The organism is Phormidesmis sp. 146-33, from assembly GCF_052939515.1.
In genome coordinates this window covers 78,896-97,163 of record NZ_JBJPHU010000013.1, presented here as the reverse complement: position 1 = coordinate 97,163, position 18,268 = coordinate 78,896, and the positions used below count along the sequence as shown (strand labels likewise).

Here is an 18,268-nt window from a genome sequence, read left to right as displayed (position 1 = left end):
ACAACTTCCCCTTGGACTTGGCTGCTGGGCAAGCGGCTCCTGTGGCCCTGTCTGCCCCGGCTATCAACGCTTAGTCTTGACCAGTGCTTGAGTTAGGTTAGTTTGAGAAGAGTCTTCCTGAGAGGGAAGGCTCTTTTCGCGTTTGAGGGTAATTGTGGATCTTTGTTGAACTAGAGACCTTAACTTTAATTTCGTCGGAGTTGGAATCTGGAAGAGTCGAGTCAAAAAGGGCGGAAATTCGACCGAACGGGCGTTGTTTGACGGTGACTTCTAAAAGGGAGTAACTTTCCCACCTAAAGCTTCAACGATCGCAGTGGTATTGGCAACCATCATTCTGACATAGGAGGCACCATTGCTGTCAGGAGCGCCGATCGAGTCTGAATATAATCGCTGCGTAGCTAGCTTCACGCCTGCTTCCTGTGCCACCGTTTGAATTAAGGTCGGGTTGATTGTAGTTTCTGCAAAAATAGCTGGTACGCCTGCCGCTTTAATGGTTTCTACTAGCTTTTGAACCGTTTGGGCACTGGGTTGCTCCTCGGTGCTGATGCCAATTAGCGTTCCTGCGATCGCCAACGAGTAGGCCTGCCCGTAATACTGAAAAGCGTCATGGGTCGTAACCAGTTTGCGCCTGTTGGGGGGAATGGTCTGAATCTGTTGAGTGATCCAGGTGTCGAGGCGTTTTAGCTCTGCAATAAGCCGATCAGCGTTTTGGGTAAAGCGATCGCGATCTTCTGGCTCCAGTTCAATCAACGTATCTCGAATCTTCTCTGCCATCCGAATTGAGTTTTGCACACTGCCCCAAACGTGGGGATCAGGAACTTTGCGCCCTTCTTTTTCTAGCTGCAATGACGGGACTACTTCTCCTACAGCCACCTGACGCGCATTACTGCCTGCGGCTTTCATCAATTTAATTAGCCCTGGCTCAAGGTTGTACCCGTTGTACAAAATTAAGTTTGCTTTCTCTAGAGCCACGCTGTCTGCTGGGACTGGCTCGTAGGTATGTGGGTCTGCTCCCGGTTTGAGAAGTCCGGTTAGCTGAATTTCGTCTTTGCCAATCTGAGCTGTTAAGTCAGCCAAAATTGTGCTGGTTGCAACCACTTGAGGTTTGCCTTGGGAAGTCGAGCGATCGCCGCTGGAAGCCGCACAGCTACTCAAAGTCAAGGTCAGCAGTATGGCTGTCAGGGTTGTTCTCAGTTGACTTTGCTTAGAAAAAGATTTCATAGAGTTTTCATTTTATGTCTTATTTTGTAGACCTTCGGGTGATTTGACCCGCATTTGGGAGGAGTCCGCAGAGCCTTGATGCCCTTTAAAGTTTTATTACTGACTGTCGAGTTTTGACCAATCCCTAAAGAAAGAAATAGTCACTAGCGAAACGCTGGAAGCTTTTGGAGAACAAGTACAACTGATACAAATCTTCACACTGTAACTTTCGGAAATCTTTTCACTTTTGGGATACTTTAAGTTTAGTAGCTTTCATATTTCTTTCATTTTTAGTTGATGCACTGGAGAATTTGTGATGCAGCTTGACACCTTTATGAATGATGCGACTCCTGATCCTCTGCCGCTGCACTTCCCGACTAGCGAGAAAAAACTTGCGCGATCGACCTCAGCCCCTTTGATTGTGCAGAATCTGAGCGTCAAATATCGTGCAGTAGATGCCTTGAAGAGTGTCAATTTCACAGTGCAGCCAGGTCGCCTTGTCGGAATCTTTGGGCCGAATGGCGCTGGAAAAAGTACCCTTGTCAAAGCAATGCTGGGGTTAATCCCTGCGGCCAGTGGCGAAGTTCTATATCAAGACAAACCGTTGGCAGAGCAACTCCATCAAGTCGCGTATGTTCCTCAGCGCAGTCAGATTGATTGGACTTATCCGGTGACTGTGTGGGATGTCGTGATGATGGGGCGAGTCAAGAAAACAGGGTGGTTTAATCGATTTTCGTCGGTCAGTCGGCGGGTGGCGATCGAGTCTCTTGCCCGCGTGGGAATGGATGCTTACAGAGACCGTCCCATTGGAGAACTATCGGGCGGACAGCAGCAGCGGGTGTTTCTAGCGCGATCGCTGGCTCAACAGGCAGACGTGTTTTGCTTTGACGAACCGTTTGTAGGAATTGACCAAAAAACGCAAAAGATTATTTTTGAAGTTTTTGAAGAACTCACCCAGGCTGGAAAAACCGTCCTCGTCGTCAACCATGATCTGGGCGAATCGATTACCCACTTTGATGAATTGCTGTTGTTAAATCAGACCTTAGTCGCAAGTGGTAAGCGTCAAGACGTTCTGACTCCAGAAAACTTAGAGCAGGCTTATGGGGGGCGTGTCATGTTCTTTTCGGGAGCCGCCGCCTAATGCACGCGCTAATTGAACCTTTGCAGTATGGCTTCATGCAGCGATCGCTGACCATTGCAATCTTGGTCGGGCTGATTTGTGCCATTGTTGGCAGCTATCTGATGGTGCAACGGTTAGCCCTTTTGGGAGACGCGATTAGTCACTCGGTTTTGCCAGGGTTGGCGATCGCGTTTCTGATCGGGGCAAATATTTTTGTAGGAGCCTTCATTGCGGGCGTTTTGAGTACTGTAGCGATCGCTTGGATTCGGGCCCGATCGCCGATTAAAGAAGATGCAGCAATGGGAATTGTGCTCTCGGCCTTTTTTGCCCTGGGAGTAACGTTAATTACGGTTATCCAAAAGGATAATAAAATCGACCTGAATCATTTTTTGTTTGGCAATATTCTGGGCGTTACTTCTAGTGAAGTCAGAGATACTGCAATTATTTCAGCGATCGTTCTGATTGTGGTGGTTGCCTTTTATAAAGAACTGTTGTTTTATACCTTTGATACTTTGGGCGCGCAGGCCGCTGGATTGCCCGTCAATTTGCTCAACCTCGGATTGATGGTGCTGATTGCCTTGACAATTGTAGCCAGCATGAAGGCCGTCGGCGTGGTGTTAGTGCTGTCTTTGTTGATCACTCCTGGCGCGACGGCTTATTTGTTGGTGAAACGGCTGCATTACGTCATGTTGTTGGGAGCCGCGATCGGGGTGATTGCTAGTGTAAGCGGCATGTATTTGAGTTATTTTTACAATTTGCCATCGGGGCCAGCGATTGTTCTAGTCGTATCAGGACTTTTCTTACTGGCGTTGCTCTTTAGTCCCCGTCATGGCGTGTTTACCTACCCACGCAGCAATTCTGGCTCATCACCTTTGCTTAAAGAGATTCGTGGCTTATTGAAAAGCAATCAATAAAGCAATCTTTACTAGTTGCGGTTGCTGGTTGTGACTTCTTTCATTTCCTCATCGGCTCCCGTTCCATTGTTTGAAGACGGCTCATACGAACCAGCGATCATTGCATCTTCAACCGCACGAGGAAGCTGAATGTCTACTGCGTTGATGACAGCGCCCAACAAGCGGTGATCGTCCGATTCGGTTAGGTGATCGATCGCTTCTGTCAAAATGCTTTCTTGAGTCGTTCCGGGACGGGTAACGATTACCATGCCATCACTATAAGGTTCTAGCAGCAGCGCATCATTACAGCGACTTAGAGAAGGACTGTCGAGAACTACCAAATCAAATCGTCCTCTCGAATCTTCGAGCAGTCGCCGCATCTCACTGGACTCCAAAATCGAGGCCGCTTGCCGCTGCGGCCCAGCACTGGGAACGATATAGAGATTTTCGACTTCAGGGGCCAGACGAATACACTCGCTGATCTGCCCGTAATAGCGCAACGGCTCGATTAAGCTATCTGGATCGGGCGCAATGCCTACATAGTCGGATCGAGACGGCGATCGTAAATCTGCTTCGATCAGCAAAGTGCGTTTTCCGGCTCTGGCGGAGGCGATCGCTAAGTTGTAGGCGGAGACGGTTTTACCTTCCTGGTCGATCGTGCTTGTGATTAGCACCATTCGGGCTTTGCCTTCTGCCAACCGCAGCTTGCTGCGAAACCGCTCGTAATATTCAACGTAAGGCGAATCTGACCTCAGCAAAACAGGGGAATCGTCAATTTGCCAGACCTTGACCAGCGGCAACGCTCCCAAAATGGTGACATCCCGTTGGCGAAGCGCCTCTCGCAGATCTTCTTCGGTGTAAAATTTGCCTTCTAGCGTATCCAGCAGGAAAATCAACCCGCCCCCAACCAGTAGCCCGACCAAACCGCCGATCGCCAACGTCACCGGAATGCTCTTGGGTGCTTTGACTTCGCTCGCTTTGACCGCAGGCGCTTGAGATAGACTCAGACTACTGACAGTTTCAGCTTCGGCGGCTCTTGCATCAACCAGCTTTGCTTGCATCTGATCATGAAGGGCTTTCTTGAGCTTTACCTGATCTTCTAGGCGAGTCCGCTCCAGTTGCTTATTAGGAATTGTTGAGTACTGTTGCCGAAGAGTTTGCTCCGATCGCACCGTGCCAATCAATTGCTGCTGTAGGCTTTCTTGCTGAGTCTTGAGGGCGACCAGGGTATTGGCAAGCTGTTGACGAGCTGGGTCGAGACTGCTATTTTGACGAACTGCCGTTAGGGGGGCTGCTCCTCCATCACCGCCAATCACCTCTTGCGCTCGCTTGCTCAACTCTTCTTCGTAGGCCTGCTGCTGCTTTTTGAGGGTGATGATAGTGGGGTGTTCTGGACGCAAATCTTTGCTGAGAACGGCTAACTGAGATTCGATTTGCTGAATTTGAGCACGAAGACCGCCGATGATCGGGTCAGCACTCAGAGCAGAAGAGGCATAAGCTTGATTGGGGTCGAGTCCTAACCGTTGCTCGATACTGGCAATCTGAGCATTCACACCTTGGAGTTGGAGTTGAAGCTGTCGCTGCTGAGTTTCGCTGCCCGTGATTGCACCAATCAAGCTACCATTTTGAGCCGCTAGCAGTTGAGGGCCTTCGGCTCGATCGTATCGCTCCAGAGATTGTTCGGCGAGTTGTAACTCTTGCCTAACTTTGGGCAGTCGCTGGTTGATGGAATCAATGACCGATCGCAGCCGTGCAGAATTGTTTAGTCGGCTTTGTTCGACCATGCGTTTGGTGTATTGGCTGACCACTTCGCTGGCTCGATTTGGCTCCCCATCCTTGTAGGAAACCACAACCTCGGCGGCTCCCGCTGCTTGCCCTCTGACCGCTTTGGGGACGTTGACATCCACTTTTGTCTTGCTGGCTAATTCACGCGGGTCAATGCCGACCTCTTTGCCCACCGCTTCGATGACTTCTCTCGGCATCAGCATGTCACTGGTTAGTGATTCGACTGGCTGACGAACTTCGGTGCTGATCGTTGAGAAACTAATGGGCGGACGGTTAGCTACCAGAGTTGCTTCTGCTTGATAGGTCGGAGAGGGTTCGGGTTGAGACACCACAACGCCCGCCGCAGCCATTCCTACCGCAACACCCACAGGAATAATCCATTTATAGCGGTCTACAGCTAGAAAGTAACGTTTGACGATGGGCGGAGTCATAACACCAGGGGGATGAAAAACAGGGTTTGTCGCGACCGATGAACGTGAAAAAGAAAGGGTGCTTTGATTGTAAGCTGAACAGTCTGGAAGCGGTGTTTTGAGAAGTTTGTTGTATCGATTTACCTCGTCTTGAGTCTAACGGTCTCTTCCGGTCGGGCCAAAGAGATTTGTGGCACTGTTGCCCAGTTCTCTAAAGAACAGCAAAAATCCCAGGACATCGCGAAAAGGCTGGGTAAAAACATTTAGCGCGTAGGTGATTCTTCCGACCAAGTTGCGACCGATCACAATGACGTCATTGTCTTCTAACGGAACGTTTTGCGCGAGATCACCTGTGAGGGCTTTTTTCCCATCTAATTCTTTTGTGACGGCTTTTTTGGTGTCTGGGTCAAATCGAATCAGGGCAATCCGACTCAGATTTGTGTTGTCAGGACTGGGGCCGATCGTCGCCAACGCATCCACAAACGTACTGCCCAAAGGCAGATCGAACTGCTGAAGTCTTCCGGTTACATAACTCAAGTAGCGGACGGTAATTTTACCTTTGCCCAGAGCAGATCGAGCGACTAATTCGCGATCGTAATCCTTTTCTGCGCCTGCTTCTAGTCTTGAAACCACCACCACATCCCCATCCTGCAAACGCACATCCGGCAGGGGAGTTCCATCTTTTAGCGGCTGTACCAGATCTAAACTCTCTTCTACCGCAGAGCCATCGTTGAGAGTGCGCCGAACTTTGACCGATCGCAAATCTGCCTTATTGGTGATTCCCCCGGCTGACAGCAGCGCCGAAGAAACTCTCGGTAATTGCAGGGCATATTGTCCCGGTCGCCCAACTTCTCCAGTCATCGTCACCAATACCGGACGTTGCCCCGTCAGCGCCAACAGCACAACTGGATTGATCACAAAGCGATCGACTCCCTGGCGCACCCGTTCTTGAGCCTGTTCGATCGTCAGTCCTTGAAGCCGAACTTTACCTAGCAAGGGCGTTGTGATGTTGCCTTCTTGATCGATCACCGCCTGAAAATTGAGATCCGGAAATCGCTGAACTACCACAGAAACCGTGTCTCCCGTTCCCAGACGATAGAGGTTAAATGAGCTATTGGGAATCGCGGCAGGTGTGGTAGGCACAGGAGCCACAGGCACCGTCGGAACGACCACAGGCGCAGTCGGAGCCTTGGCAGGGTTAACGGGTGCAGGAGTCGGAGCGGACAATTCACCGCGATCGCGTAGTCGTTGTCTGGCTTGTTCTACCAGTTCTAGAGAGGTTGGAGGGCGCTTTGGCTGGAGTGGCGGAGAAGGCTGTCCTGGGGTGGTAGAGGGTGGTAGAGGCGTTTGGCTCAGAGCCGCTTTTGGAGACGTGCCCGCAGCCCAAAACCACATCGCAAACGGCAGACTGGCGGTCATGGAGTGAATGCTGACCAGCGATAAAGCCGTTAATCTGACAGAGAAAACTTTGGACATAACAACACGATCGGGGGCATGAGGCGTGGATTAGAGAAATGGCGAATGAGGCGTAAGTTGTAAGTTTAGAGACGAATTAGAGACGGAGATCTTGGGTCATAGGTTATTCTTCAACCGTCATTCTGCTTTTCAGTGATGAGATTGATGAAGAATCTGTTCCCGGTGTGAGCAAGGCTCTCTGAGTTGAGGACATTGTATGCTTTGAGTACTGGATCGATGACTCAATAGGATGCATTCACCCGTCTAATTTGGCTTCAACACGTCTGCCATCAGCGTCGATTGTACGGTCTGAGCCAGTGACTCCACTTCAGTCCAGTGTTTTTGAATGTCATCAAGCGGGTCGATCGGCACCAGCACACTGACAGCAATCCAGGGAACGCGACGATTTTGCCACTGAGCGATGCGATCGGCAAAAAACCAGTGACTCGGAGCCGGGTGTCCTCCTTGAGAGGTGGCGTACCATTGCAGCACGGCGTAGGTCTGGTCAGCCGTCCATCCTCGGAAGAAATGGGCTGTCACCTGCGTGGGGGGAGTGGCGATTGTGAAGGTGACCTGTTTGGAGGAATCTGTCTTCCACCGCTGAAAGCCGTTGATGTCGCTCCATTCCACTTCGGGCTGCTCTCTCGGGCCCTTTTGCGTAAATAGCAGCAAGGTCGCTGTTTGATTGGCGCGGCTTATCTCCTGACTCAGCCACTTATGTTCGCCGATCTGTGGAGTTTTTTGTTGGACTATTTGCCAACCGGGTAAGGGCAGTCCGACTTCACGCAGGCTCCGCAACTTATTCAGGGTGACGACTTTGGGTGGCTCTGTCCAACGCCATTTTCCTGATAAGTAGCCTGGAACGGTTCCAATACCGACCAAAATCAATAACAGTAGCAGCAAAACGACCTTGGAGAGTTGAAGAGACACAGCCTTGCGAAGGGACATCATGAGGGGAAGATGGGTGGGGTAGAAATTAGTCAGATGCGTCAGGAAAGAAGCGATCGATCTGGTTAAGCAGAATGACCAGCAAGCCTAACATGCAGGCAGAATACACATCACCGCCCCAGCCTTCGTGGAGCCAACCAAACGCCTGATCATTCCCCGTGCCGTGAAAGTAAGTGAGCAGTGTGTTGCGGACGATGTTGGCGCTGACACTTATGACAACGGTACTGATCAAAAATAGGATGGAAAGGGGGCGCGATCGCAAAGCTCCCGTCCAATACAGCAACATCAGGCTCACATATAAACCGGTGAACAGCATCTTTAGTCCTGCACAATAGGGAGCAACTTCGACAATGCGCCCCCCGACTGAGAGGTAGATTTGCTCAACGGTAACATCCATCCCCAGTTGATTGAGAATGAAGCCTGCGGTTGCAGCGATGAAACTTTGTAGCGGTAAGGTGTAGGGCGCAATCAGGTAGGGAATCTCGGTCGGTGTCGCCAGAAAGACTAGAAGCAGCGCAAATCCCTGAAGCTTGAGACCAGGTAGACCTTTTAGCCACAGACAAATCCCGATCAACAGAACTGGGAGAGACAGATTAACAAAATCGGGTAGCCCACTTAGATAAAGCACACCCGCCAACAGTAACAAGATGGCTCCGGCAAACTTCCAGAGTCTTGGTCGCTCACCGTCGCCAATCCGCTGCCAGCGTTTGCGATTTGTCCAGATGATGTAGCCTGCAAAAGGTAGCCCAATTAAACCGTGGCTAAAGTATTCGTGTTCGATGCTAATGCTCTTTCGCAGCCAGCCATCACACCAGTGCAGCAAGAGTGGCGCATAGAGTAGCGTCAGCAATCCCCACAGGGCGAGGTCACTCCAGTAGCGATCGATGAGCGTTGGAGAGAGGCGAGCAGTTCGCATGGCGTTAAGCAGAAATTTTTAAAGACGAGGACGGAGATAACACGGTGTCGAGCGCAGTCACCACTTGATCAATTTGCGCCTTGGTCAACCCTGGATACATTGGCAGCGAGAGAATTTCTCGACAGAGGGTTTCTGCAACTGGAAAATCTCCTGATCGATAGCCCAAATTGACGAAGGCGGGCTGGAGATGGCAAGGCAGCGGGTAGTGAATTCCGGTTTGGATGCCCTGATGATTGAGTTTTTCCTGAATGGTTTCACGATCGACCTGACAGCCTACCTCTAACGCTCTGACGATATAAAGATGATAGACGTGCCCGCTACCAGACTGATTTTGAATTGGTAAAATACCCTGAGTTTGGAGTGGTCTAAGTTGAGCGTGGTACTGATCGGCAATGCGGCGGCGATCGCGGTTCCACTCTGCCAGGTAGGGCAGTTTCACCCCTAGGACGGCCGCCTGAATGGTATCCAAACGGCTGTTGGTTCCGTAGTCGGTATGAAAATATTTGCGCGGTGCCCCATAGTTGCGTAAGGCTCGCATCGTTTGAGCGATCGTTTCGTCTTTGGTGACGACCATTCCTCCATCGCCCATTGCCCCCAAATTTTTGCTGGGATAGAAACTAAAAGCCGCTGCCACCCCGATCGAGCCAGCCCGATAGCCTTCCCGTTCTGCCAGATGAGCCTGAGCCGCATCCTCAAAAATCAGCAGATCGTAAGTACTTGCCAAACCTAACAGCAGGGTTGGTGACACCATCTGCCCGTAAAGGTGGACGGGAACGATCGCACGAGTTTTGGGCGTGATCGCTTTCTCAGCCGCCACCAGATCGATCAGAGCCGTTTTTGCATCACAATCGACGAAAACTGGCGTGGCACCCGATCGCAACACTCCAATCAGCGTCGCCACAAACGTATTGGCTGGCAAAATGACCTCATCTCCGGCACCAATCCCGCAGGCTTGCAGACCGAGGGCGATCGCATCTGTGCCACAGGCGACCCCAATTCCATATTGCACGCCACAGGCCGCCGCAAAGTCTTGCTCAAACTCAGTTAACGCTTGACCCAGCACATAGTCGCCCCGGTTAAGAACTCCCTGAATCGCCTGCTCAATCTGAGCCTGGATCGGCTGATGTTGGGCAGTCAGGTCAACAAAAGGAATTGGATTTGGAACGCTACGCATAAGAAAGCTGCAAGAAAGGGACGATGACAACCCGATCGCTAAACGGGTCAAGCGCTTGATCTAGTGATGAGGGATCGAAAAGCAATTGAAGATGCTCGACGCTGAAGGGTCTGTAAAATCCATCCAGGAATCAGGTGAATTTTGACTTTTACCTCACCGTGAAAACCACTAGGTAAGGCACCGTGTACGTACAGAGAATCACACAGATTATGATTCCGACTTCAGAGTACCCACTGTTGAATACTTCACCTCAGATTTGAGAAATTTCTGGGAGAACAGCGATCGCACCAAACAATCTTTACAGATGAGCGATCGCTTAATAGGGGAAGCTAAAAGTTTGATGAAGCGCTCTTTTGGGTCACCAGGTTGGGGCAAATGGTTTTGCTGGCATGATCGACTGAAGGGGGTTCTTGCCAGTGAGTCAGTAGGGACTGCAATTCAGCTTTGCGGGTAGTGAGTTCTTGGATTTGGTGAGTAATGGCAGAAACCTTTTCCTCAATGTGATGTTTGACTTCGCCACAGGGAAGTTTGCCCTGATCATGCACTTTGAGAATATCTTTGATTTCGGTCAGACTCAGACCCAGCGATTGAGCGCGTTTGATAAAGGTCAGGCGATCGAACACTTCTGGGCGAAACAAGCGATAGCCCGTCTGCGATCGTCCCACCGTTGGAGTGAGTAGCTCAATCTCGTCGTAGTAGCGAATGGTTTTGATTGGCAGTCCGCTCGTCTCAGCAACTTCGCCAATTTTAAGGAGATCAGACGCGAGAGAAACCATCAGTTCACATCCCAAATAGGATACTAAAGGGTGAATTTCCCAGCAATGCTTCTCAAGCTAGGGAGTCGGCCGCTTTTTGGACACTGTAAGCGGTGGTAACGCGGCATGAGAAGACGCTGGCGGCAGCGCATAGACGGCTCCCCGCGCAGATGACTCAGGAGAACGGCGCTGTAACTGCCACCATCGAAGCGCCAGCGCAATTCCGACCGCACTTAAGCCAAAGACGACGAGAGAAGTGTTACTGTCGATCCCCCCGATCGCTACGTCCACGCTGCCCGCAATGATCACAAAGCCTGTAATCGGCTCCTTTTTGTAAACTGACTTCAACATACGCGACCAGATAGCATTCATATCATTACGCCTATACGCCGTTACTTCTTATTTTAAAGCGTCTGAATCTTCCTACGTGTTAACCACAAGATTAGATCCTTAGCTCAGAGAACTCACTTTAGAGTTTGTCAAGATTATAAGCAAAATTACAGAAAAGCTTCTCAGTTAGAACTGCTGAAGATTTAGGCGTGAATACAACCCTGAATACAACCCTGAATACAACAAAGGGCAGAGTTTCCCCCGCCCGATCGCTGCTTAGATTTACAGAATTCTGAGCGCTACAGAAGTCCTAGCCAGGAGAGTACGCCTTGACCTGTGACATATTCGACCACAAGCGCGGCCACAAAACCAATCATAGCTGCTCGACCGTTGAGCCGCTCTGCGTAATCGTTGAAGCCAAACTTGGGTTCTTGAACTTTGGGAGTGGTGGGTGTAGAAGTCATCGTTGCGGCCTCGCAGTTAAGTAAGAAAAGTTGAGAGTTTAGGTAAAGAATAAATGGGTTGAGCCAGCTTTCTTTACAATTCTTTACCCTGACAGCTTCATTGTAAGCAGATCTGCGAGATTCTGCACAGATCCCGCCACAAGGGTAACTGTTAACTGAGAAGCCCAGCTTTAAGCTAGAAAGAAATGCGATCGACACAGAGGTCAACATGCAAATCGGAGTGCCCAAGGAAACCAAAGATCAGGAATTTCGCGTGGGGTTGAGTCCTAGTAGTGTGCGGGTGTTGGTAGAGCAGGGCCACTCTGTTTTTGTGGAGACAAAGGCTGGAGACGGGTCGGGCTTTACGGATGCAGACTATCTCCAATCGGGTGCCCAGATTGCCCAAAGTGCCTCAGAGATCTGGAATCGAGAATTAGTGGTCAAAGTCAAAGAGCCTTTAGCTACGGAATATCAGTATCTCCAAAAAGGACAGCTTCTCTTTACTTATCTGCATCTGGCGGCTAACCGTCCGCTAACAGAGCATTTGATCGACTGCGGGGTCAGCGCGATCGCCTACGAAACGGTAGAACTGTCCGATCGACGGTTGCCTTTACTCACGCCCATGAGCATTATTGCGGGGCGGTTGTCGGTACAGTTTGGGGCAAGATTTTTGGAGCGGCAGCAGGGCGGACGAGGCGTGCTTTTGGGAGGCGTACCGGGAGTGAAACCTGGGAAGGTCGTGATTTTGGGTGGCGGTATCGTGGGGACTGAGGCAGCTCGGATGGCGATCGGCATGGGTGCCCAGGTGAGCATTTTAGAATTGAGCGTCGATCGCTTGTCTTATTTAGAAACGCTGTTTGGGTCGAGGGTTGAGCTGCTTTACAGCAGTTCGAGCCAGATTGAGGCGATCGTTCCTCAAGCCGATTTGCTGATTGGGGCGGTGCTGATTCCTGGGCGACGGGCCCCAACCTTGGTGTCGCGTGATCTCGTAAGCAAAATGCGTCCCGGTTCTGTGATTGTCGATGTGGCGGTGGATCAAGGCGGCTGTATCGAAACGGTCAGACCGACATCTCATACTCAACCGACCTATGTCGAAGCGGGGGTCGTCCATTATGGGGTGCCCAATATGCCGGGGGCCGTGCCCTGGACAGCGACTCAGGCGCTCAACAACAGTACGCTTCCCTATGTCTTAAAGCTGGCTACGGATGGATTAGGAGCATTGGGCAAGGATGAAACATTAGCCAAAGGGTTGAATGTGCAGAATCATCAGTTGATTCATCCTGCTGTTCGAGATGTGTTTCCAGATTTGGGATGAGCGCAAGATGAATTGACCCTTCCTGCTTCTCACTCTCCTTTGACCTCTGCTTTGTGTTTAGGAAAAGTGTGAAGTAAACTACCAAAACACAGCAATATTAATCACAAATACAATCAGTTTGAGCGGAGAAATTCCTTGAATTAACTCATAGATTTCGAGAGGAATGCTAATTCCAACCAGCAGCAAAACAAGAATGTGGGCCCAACGTTTCTCAAACCATAAGCCCACAGCTTCGATCGCCGTCACACTCGTCTAGATAGCCGTCCCGATCGCGCTAAATCGCAGCGTATTTGGAGTAAAGTCAAGAACCTTTTCTAGAAGCCAGCGAATGATTCTAGATTTGCCCTCCAGTTCATAGGATTCGGCAAAATCTTGCAGTCCTTTCGCCTTCTCAATCATAGGTCTGCTCAGGTGTAGATTCATTTTGCAAAACTGTAGCCCCATTCATCATTCAAACCCCGACATTGGTTAATGTTACCTACAAATGTTTTATGATGTGACGCGCAGGATGTTCAGCCGTTTCACATTTTAGATAAGACGCTCATGGCACAGCAGTATCGCATCACGCTTCTCCCTGGCGATGGGATTGGCCCCGAAATTATGGCGATCGCCGTCAATGTTCTCAAGGTTGTTGGTGAACAATTTGACTTCACTTTTAAGTTTCAAGAAGCTCTGATTGGTGGGGCTGCGATCGACGCAACAGGTCAACCTTTGCCCCCCGAAACGCTGGAAGCTTGCAAAAATAGTGATGCCGTATTGTTGGCTGCGATCGGCGGCTACAAATGGGATACGCTGCCTCGTGATCTGCGCCCTGAAACAGGATTGCTGGGGCTGCGATCGGGCTTAAAGTTATTCGCGAATCTGCGTCCTGCAACCATTTTGCCTCAATTAATTGACGCTTCGACGCTAAAGCGGGAAGTCGTTGAGGGCGTGGACATGATGGTGGTACGCGAACTGACTGGCGGCGTGTATTTTGGACAACCCAGAGGCATTTTCACCACCGAAACCGGGGAGAAACGCGGGGTGAATACAATGGCGTACACCGAATCGGAAATCGATCGCATCGGCAGAGTCGCGTTTGAAACGGCTCGCAAACGAGGGAAGAAACTTTGCTCTGTAGATAAGTCAAATGTTTTGGAAGTGTCTCAACTCTGGCGCGATCGCATCACCGAGTTATCCAAAGACTATTCTGATGTAGAACTTTCACATTTATATGTAGACAACGCCGCCATGCAATTGGTCAGGAATCCTAAACAGTTTGATACGATCGTAACGAGCAATCTGTTTGGTGACATTCTCTCAGATGCGGCGGCGATGCTGACAGGCAGTATTGGAATGTTGCCTTCTGCAAGTTTGGGCAGTTCGGGGCCGGGAGTTTATGAGCCTGTTCACGGATCTGCTCCCGATATTGCTGGACAGGATAAAGCCAATCCTCTAGCGCAAATTCTCAGTGCTGCGATGATGCTGAGATATGGATTAGCTCAACCTGCGGCAGCCGATCGCATTGAGCAAGCGGTGCTAAAAGTCTTAGATCAGGACTACCGAACGGGAGACATCATGTCCGAAGGGAAAACACTTTTGGGATGTCAGGCGATGGGACAAGCGTTGATCGAAGCGCTCCAATAAGAAGTTGCATAAACTACCTCCTGTAGAGACGTTTTATAGAAATGTTCTATTATCATCTCGATGAAGTTTTTCGCTTCGTTGTTCTGTCCTTCTGCCCCTCAACCTCCCGATTTTGGGAGACTTTCAGACAATTGCTCTCGTGTAATGTCCTCCAATTGTGGGGGATTGAGGGGGCGGTTCCAAACGGAAAATTGTGGTGAAGGATTTGATCGAATTTACGTTAATTAGAAGATGTCAGACGCGATCGGCGCATGTTGAATCGCCAAAATCGTGATGTCATCAAACTGAGTGGCGTTGTCCATGTGGGCAAACAAATCAACTTTGACCTGCTCTAGTAAGGCAGCGGCCGATGGAGCGGGTTTTTGAAGACAATGTAAGAGACGATCGTTGCCAAACAGCTTACCCTGGGGGCAATGCGCCTCTGTCACGCCATCCGTGTAGCCAATCAAAATGTCGCCTGGTTTTAAGTAGACTTGCTGCACCTTAAACTTCATTTTGGGCAACATTCCCACAGCGGGGCCAGTATGCTTTAAAGTTTCTCTTACCCCTGTGCGATCGACAATATAAAGCGGTTCATGTCCTCCATTCACATAGGTCAACTGCCCAGTTTCAGGGTTCAACAGACCAAAGAACAGCGTCGCAAACATATTCATATTGCTGTGTTCTTGAGCGACGTAATCGTTGGTGAGCGAAACGGCTTCCAAGGTGCGATCGGGATCATCTTCGTGTAATTGCCCAGAGAATACGCGAATTAGACTGCGAAACAACGCCATAAACAACGCTGCGCCGACTCCTTTATCACATACATCTGCGATTACTAATCCCAAATAATTTCCTGGCAGCGTGAACGCATCATAGAAGTCTCCTGCAACTTGACGCGCTGGATAAAAACACGCTGCAATCTCCCAATTGGGCAACTGAGGAATCTCATTGGGCAGAAAATCTAATTGAATTTGCCGACCTTTTTCGAGTTCTTCGTCCAGCGCTCTGGAGTAGAGTTCGATTTCTTGTTTGGCGCGATCGAGCGAGTCATAGGAGTCTTCTAGCACTCCATAGAGTCGAGCATTCTCCAGTACTAGGGCAATCTGATCGGCTGTGATTTGCATCAAATTAGCGATTTCTGGACTAAATTGCTCAGGCTCACAGTGCAGCAGCGTCAAAATGCCCAACAGTTCGTCGCCTTTGAGAATGGGAACCGCTAGCGCCGATCGTACGATATAAGGTTGATTGGGCAGCTCTAACCAGCGATCGTCTGTTTCGGTATCGACAATCAAGCCCAAGGTTTTGTGACGGCTCACCCAACCTGCGAGTCCTTTGTCCAACACGCGCCCGATGAGCCGCGATCGCACCTCTCCCGTCATATCCTGCTGAGTCAGAATGCTCTCGATCACCACGCCATCATTGTCTAAAAGAAATAAACTGCCCCGTTCGGCATCGGTGAGCCGTCTGGAGATATCTAGCGTTTCTTGTAGCGTTTCTTTGAGAACTTCTTCTTTGGCTGGAGTGCGGGCCATGGAGACCAGTTTTTCGAGCAAGGTTCTCAGCGCTTCTGCGGCCGATCGCTCTGTTTTGAGAGACGCAATTTCCTGACGTAGTAGCTGTAGTTCTTCTGATTCAATGGTTTTCATGCTTCGTTAGCCATAGAACGATTGACGACAAAAATATTGCGATTGCGATCGCCAGTCCGTTCGTACATAAACTTATCGACTCCTTGAATCGCCAGATAAACGCCCAACCCTCCGATTTTGCGGCTTTCTAGCGGTTCGTTGAGGTCTTCTGCGTCCGGCAGATCCTGTTGATTGGGATTGTAAGAAGTGGCCGTGTCTTCGATCGCCAACGTCAGCATTTCTGGAGTCAAATTGACTTGAAAATGAATATCGCCTTGATGACCCGTTTCTTCGTAGCCATGAATAATAATGTTGGTGGCAATCTCATCCACGGCCAGCCGAAATCGATAGGCTGCCTTCTTGTCCAAACCTGCCGCTTGTGTGGCCGCAACGACAAATTTAGCAATGTCGTCTAGAGAATCTAACACCCCCGGCACTGTCAAAGATTGCAGATCTGGAGACTCAATTCGCTCATTTATTTGCATCATCCACCTACCTCAAATCACTTAAAATCACTTAAACAAAAGGGAGTCGGGAAACGTGCGTTCTCTCCCCACTCCCTACTACAAAAATCCCGTTACTCAGGCAGCTATTTCATAGGTATCAGTGACAATAACGCTCTGGTCAAAACCTGTTTTTTCGAGCGTGTCCAACACCATTTCTTGAGCGCCAACCACATAAATATCAGCTTTGGCTCCCATTTTCTGTTTTGCGAAAATTAGCACCCGCAGCCCTGCGCTGGCGATATATTCCAAATCTTGCATCAATAGAACAAGATGCTTGATGGGCTGCCTGCCTGCCTTCTCGATTTCTGCCTTAAAAATTCCTGCGGAACTAGCATCTAGATCGCCAGATAAGGTAATTTTGGCAATGTCATTGGTCGTTTCCAGGGTTGCGCTAAAAGCCATCGTCTTCCTCTTAAAAATTGAGCTTGGATTGAATGAAAGTATGAATAGAAGGGTCTATCAGAGATCTACCAGCCGTAGCGAGTCAGACCTTTTTCTAGAACTTCCACCATTTTTTCGCCAGTGAGGTAAGAATCGGGAGTCGATCGACCCGTAATAAATGGATAGTCCACAATTACCGACGTTTCTTTACCAAAATTGCCGATGTATGCCCCATCTGGCCCGGTCGCGTCGCGCAAAATGTACTCCAGCGGATAGGGAGGCGGCCCCATGTTAAAGTCGGTGCCCATAAAGCCCGTACCGTCGTGGTAGTCATATTCTTTGCAGTGTCCGGTGACATGCTTGCCCCAGAGAATACTCTTGCGATCTTCGAGTTCTCGTGCAAAGGCTAGACACGCCACTCCATAACATTCTGCGCCCACGGGTCTGCCCATTTTGACAAAGCTGAGAATGAGATCGTGAATGCGTTGATTGTTAGCCAAGTCAACGATCGGGCCACTGCCTCCCACGATCAGCAGCGCATCATATTGATACAGCACATTGACACGCGCTTTGTCGATCGCCGAATAGTACGCTTCGAGATCCCGAATCAGGCTCGGAGAACTAAAATAAGGCATCTCCGGCATCAACTCAGACAAATTTAGCGGATTGCTCAAGCGAGGTGACTGGTCAACATAGCGCACCTTTTCAGCAACCTGGGGAGAGGTGACAGAGCGCCCCAGAGGTGGGTCAATGTAGTGAGGATCCATGCTAGGAGGCAGGGCAACCGGACGCTTGCCTTTAGGCGTTGCAAAGGTGACTTCGTAGCCTGCGCGATCGAAGGTTTCGAGGGGGCCAATTAGCTCTTCGCCCCAGTATCCCCACTCAGATAAGACGATTAGAATGTGTTTCATGAAGTGACTGCCTTAAACCGATCGCCTCACATAGTCCACGTTTGACTAGAGGCGGGTGAACTGAACCAACCTGGTTGGCAAACTTAAACAAAATCTTCTTGGTAGACCAATTAGTTTCAGGCTTAACTGGTACAAACCCTGAACTTCTTGTTAAATTTTTTACCTAACAGGAGGTTGAGTATAAAGTTCCCCAGAATTTAAAGAACAAACAGGATCAAGACGGTAAGCGAGCCAAACTGGGAGAGTGCAGCCGCCAAAATATAGAATGGAACCTTTTTTGTGCAGCTTTTGATTAAAATCTCACCAAAATCGGGGGGGCTGTGTTTGAGTGGAGAGTGATAGAATTTCGATCGTGGTGCCCCCTACAATGAGCTATCAAGTTTCTCAATCAGGAGAATTACCCACTCTCAAGCGGTGGTTCTCAAGTCGCATAGTGAATTTCTCGCCTGGATTTCACGTCTGCCCAACTGATTTGACGATAATTTAAGAAAAT

Annotated in this window: 19 protein-coding genes; 4 read left to right on the top strand and 15 right to left on the bottom strand. The window is 49.8% G+C overall.

Annotated features, from left to right (window positions below):
* Nucleotides 1-270: 270 nt before the first annotated feature.
* Nucleotides 271-1,221: a metal ABC transporter solute-binding protein, Zn/Mn family gene (locus ACJ2PR_RS07990; protein ID WP_446876639.1), complete on the bottom strand. Its 951-nt coding sequence runs from the start codon at nt 1,219-1,221 to the stop codon at nt 271-273.
* A 295-nt stretch (nt 1,222-1,516) separates the two neighbouring features.
* On the opposite strand from ACJ2PR_RS07990, the gene ACJ2PR_RS07985 reads away from it, so the two are divergent.
* Both ACJ2PR_RS07985 and ACJ2PR_RS07980 read left to right on the top strand, forming a co-directional pair.
* Nucleotides 1,517-2,341 (top strand): metal ABC transporter ATP-binding protein, encoded by an 825-nt coding sequence (locus tag ACJ2PR_RS07985; RefSeq protein ID WP_446876638.1) that lies wholly within the window; start codon nt 1,517-1,519, stop codon nt 2,339-2,341.
* Nucleotides 2,341-3,234 (top strand): metal ABC transporter permease, encoded by an 894-nt coding sequence (locus ACJ2PR_RS07980; RefSeq protein WP_446876637.1) that lies wholly within the window; start codon nt 2,341-2,343, stop codon nt 3,232-3,234. The genes ACJ2PR_RS07985 and ACJ2PR_RS07980 overlap by 1 nt, the downstream gene beginning before the upstream one ends.
* A gap of 11 nt (nt 3,235-3,245) precedes the next feature.
* Here ACJ2PR_RS07980 and ACJ2PR_RS07975 read toward each other — a convergent pair whose 3' ends face one another.
* From ACJ2PR_RS07975 to ACJ2PR_RS07940, 8 genes are all read right to left on the bottom strand, one after another.
* A complete protein-coding gene (locus ACJ2PR_RS07975; RefSeq protein WP_446876636.1) occupies nt 3,246-5,429 on the bottom strand; it encodes a GumC family protein in 2,184 nt (727 codons plus the stop codon).
* Nucleotides 5,430-5,564: 135 nt separating this feature from the next.
* Nucleotides 5,565-6,884 carry a polysaccharide biosynthesis/export family protein gene (locus tag ACJ2PR_RS07970; RefSeq protein ID WP_446876635.1) on the bottom strand — a complete coding sequence of 440 codons (1,320 nt, stop codon included), beginning with the start codon at nt 6,882-6,884 and terminating at the stop codon, nt 5,565-5,567.
* Nucleotides 6,885-7,127: 243 nt separating this feature from the next.
* Entirely contained in the window at nt 7,128-7,814 is a 687-nt protein-coding gene (locus ACJ2PR_RS07965; RefSeq protein ID WP_446876634.1) for a cyanoexosortase B system-associated protein, read from the bottom strand.
* Between the two features lie 25 nt (nt 7,815-7,839).
* A complete protein-coding gene (crtB, locus tag ACJ2PR_RS07960; protein ID WP_446876633.1) occupies nt 7,840-8,727 on the bottom strand; it encodes a cyanoexosortase B in 888 nt (295 codons plus the stop codon).
* Between the two features lie 4 nt (nt 8,728-8,731).
* Nucleotides 8,732-9,901, bottom strand: a complete 1,170-nt coding sequence (locus tag ACJ2PR_RS07955) for a DegT/DnrJ/EryC1/StrS family aminotransferase (protein ID WP_446876632.1) — start codon at nt 9,899-9,901, stop codon at nt 8,732-8,734.
* A 329-nt stretch (nt 9,902-10,230) separates the two neighbouring features.
* Nucleotides 10,231-10,677, bottom strand: a complete 447-nt coding sequence (locus ACJ2PR_RS07950; RefSeq protein ID WP_446876631.1) for a heavy metal-responsive transcriptional regulator — start codon at nt 10,675-10,677, stop codon at nt 10,231-10,233.
* Nucleotides 10,678-10,734: 57 nt separating this feature from the next.
* Nucleotides 10,735-11,007: a hypothetical protein gene (locus tag ACJ2PR_RS07945; protein WP_446876630.1), complete on the bottom strand. Its 273-nt coding sequence runs from the start codon at nt 11,005-11,007 to the stop codon at nt 10,735-10,737.
* Between the two features lie 278 nt (nt 11,008-11,285).
* Complete coding sequence (locus tag ACJ2PR_RS07940) at nt 11,286-11,450, bottom strand: chlorophyll a/b-binding protein (RefSeq protein ID WP_446856419.1); 165 nt, start codon at nt 11,448-11,450, stop codon at nt 11,286-11,288.
* A 208-nt stretch (nt 11,451-11,658) separates the two neighbouring features.
* On the opposite strand from ACJ2PR_RS07940, the gene ald reads away from it, so the two are divergent.
* Nucleotides 11,659-12,744, top strand: coding sequence for an alanine dehydrogenase (gene ald, locus ACJ2PR_RS07935; protein WP_446876629.1), 1,086 nt, complete (start codon nt 11,659-11,661; stop codon nt 12,742-12,744).
* Between the two features lie 78 nt (nt 12,745-12,822).
* On the opposite strand, the gene ACJ2PR_RS07930 is transcribed toward ald, so the two are convergent.
* Together ACJ2PR_RS07930 and ACJ2PR_RS07925 are read right to left on the bottom strand one after the other, a co-directional pair.
* Nucleotides 12,823-12,990, bottom strand: a complete 168-nt coding sequence (locus ACJ2PR_RS07930) for a DUF2127 domain-containing protein (RefSeq protein ID WP_446876628.1) — start codon at nt 12,988-12,990, stop codon at nt 12,823-12,825.
* Nucleotides 12,991-12,996: 6 nt separating this feature from the next.
* Nucleotides 12,997-13,143, bottom strand: a complete 147-nt coding sequence (locus tag ACJ2PR_RS07925) for a hypothetical protein (protein ID WP_446876627.1) — start codon at nt 13,141-13,143, stop codon at nt 12,997-12,999.
* Between the two features lie 144 nt (nt 13,144-13,287).
* On the opposite strand from ACJ2PR_RS07925, the gene leuB reads away from it, so the two are divergent.
* Nucleotides 13,288-14,370, top strand: coding sequence for a 3-isopropylmalate dehydrogenase (gene leuB, locus ACJ2PR_RS07920; RefSeq protein WP_446876626.1), 1,083 nt, complete (start codon nt 13,288-13,290; stop codon nt 14,368-14,370).
* A 224-nt stretch (nt 14,371-14,594) separates the two neighbouring features.
* On the opposite strand, the gene ACJ2PR_RS07915 is transcribed toward leuB, so the two are convergent.
* The 4 genes from ACJ2PR_RS07915 to ACJ2PR_RS07900 all read right to left on the bottom strand — a co-directional run bounded on the left by ACJ2PR_RS07915 (nt 14,595) and on the right by ACJ2PR_RS07900 (nt 17,775).
* The gene (locus tag ACJ2PR_RS07915) at nt 14,595-15,998 is read right to left on the bottom strand and encodes a PP2C family protein-serine/threonine phosphatase (protein WP_446876625.1); all 1,404 of its coding nucleotides are present in this window, start codon (nt 15,996-15,998) and stop codon (nt 14,595-14,597) included.
* A complete protein-coding gene (locus ACJ2PR_RS07910; protein ID WP_446870672.1) occupies nt 15,995-16,465 on the bottom strand; it encodes an ATP-binding protein in 471 nt (156 codons plus the stop codon). The genes ACJ2PR_RS07915 and ACJ2PR_RS07910 overlap by 4 nt, the downstream gene beginning before the upstream one ends.
* A 93-nt stretch (nt 16,466-16,558) precedes the next feature.
* Nucleotides 16,559-16,885, bottom strand: coding sequence for an anti-sigma factor antagonist (locus ACJ2PR_RS07905; RefSeq protein ID WP_446870670.1), 327 nt, complete (start codon nt 16,883-16,885; stop codon nt 16,559-16,561).
* 65 nt (nt 16,886-16,950) lie between these two features.
* The gene (locus ACJ2PR_RS07900; protein ID WP_446876624.1) at nt 16,951-17,775 is read right to left on the bottom strand and encodes a type 1 glutamine amidotransferase domain-containing protein; all 825 of its coding nucleotides are present in this window, start codon (nt 17,773-17,775) and stop codon (nt 16,951-16,953) included.
* Nucleotides 17,776-18,268 lie beyond the last annotated feature (493 nt).

Bases quoted from the DNA above. Each gene is read 5' to 3' on its own strand.
- ACJ2PR_RS07990 (WP_446876639.1), bottom strand. From the start codon at position 1,221: ATGAAATCTTTTTCTAAGCAAAGTCAACTGAGAACAACCCTGACAGCC.
- ACJ2PR_RS07985 (WP_446876638.1), top strand. From the start codon at position 1,517: ATGCAGCTTGACACCTTTATGAATGATGCGACTCCTGATCCTCTGCCG.
- ACJ2PR_RS07980 (WP_446876637.1), top strand. From the start codon at position 2,341: ATGCACGCGCTAATTGAACCTTTGCAGTATGGCTTCATGCAGCGATCG.
- ACJ2PR_RS07975 (WP_446876636.1), bottom strand. From the start codon at position 5,429: ATGACTCCGCCCATCGTCAAACGTTACTTTCTAGCTGTAGACCGCTAT.
- ACJ2PR_RS07970 (WP_446876635.1), bottom strand. From the start codon at position 6,884: ATGTCCAAAGTTTTCTCTGTCAGATTAACGGCTTTATCGCTGGTCAGC.
- ACJ2PR_RS07965 (WP_446876634.1), bottom strand. From the start codon at position 7,814: ATGATGTCCCTTCGCAAGGCTGTGTCTCTTCAACTCTCCAAGGTCGTT.
- crtB (WP_446876633.1), bottom strand. From the start codon at position 8,727: ATGCGAACTGCTCGCCTCTCTCCAACGCTCATCGATCGCTACTGGAGT.
- ACJ2PR_RS07955 (WP_446876632.1), bottom strand. From the start codon at position 9,901: ATGCGTAGCGTTCCAAATCCAATTCCTTTTGTTGACCTGACTGCCCAA.
- ACJ2PR_RS07950 (WP_446876631.1), bottom strand. From the start codon at position 10,677: ATGGTTTCTCTCGCGTCTGATCTCCTTAAAATTGGCGAAGTTGCTGAG.
- ACJ2PR_RS07945 (WP_446876630.1), bottom strand. From the start codon at position 11,007: ATGTTGAAGTCAGTTTACAAAAAGGAGCCGATTACAGGCTTTGTGATC.
- ACJ2PR_RS07940 (WP_446856419.1), bottom strand. From the start codon at position 11,450: ATGACTTCTACACCCACCACTCCCAAAGTTCAAGAACCCAAGTTTGGC.
- ald (WP_446876629.1), top strand. From the start codon at position 11,659: ATGCAAATCGGAGTGCCCAAGGAAACCAAAGATCAGGAATTTCGCGTG.
- ACJ2PR_RS07925 (WP_446876627.1), bottom strand. From the start codon at position 13,143: ATGATTGAGAAGGCGAAAGGACTGCAAGATTTTGCCGAATCCTATGAA.
- leuB (WP_446876626.1), top strand. From the start codon at position 13,288: ATGGCACAGCAGTATCGCATCACGCTTCTCCCTGGCGATGGGATTGGC.
- ACJ2PR_RS07915 (WP_446876625.1), bottom strand. From the start codon at position 15,998: ATGAAAACCATTGAATCAGAAGAACTACAGCTACTACGTCAGGAAATT.
- ACJ2PR_RS07910 (WP_446870672.1), bottom strand. From the start codon at position 16,465: ATGATGCAAATAAATGAGCGAATTGAGTCTCCAGATCTGCAATCTTTG.
- ACJ2PR_RS07905 (WP_446870670.1), bottom strand. From the start codon at position 16,885: ATGGCTTTTAGCGCAACCCTGGAAACGACCAATGACATTGCCAAAATT.
- ACJ2PR_RS07900 (WP_446876624.1), bottom strand. From the start codon at position 17,775: ATGAAACACATTCTAATCGTCTTATCTGAGTGGGGATACTGGGGCGAA.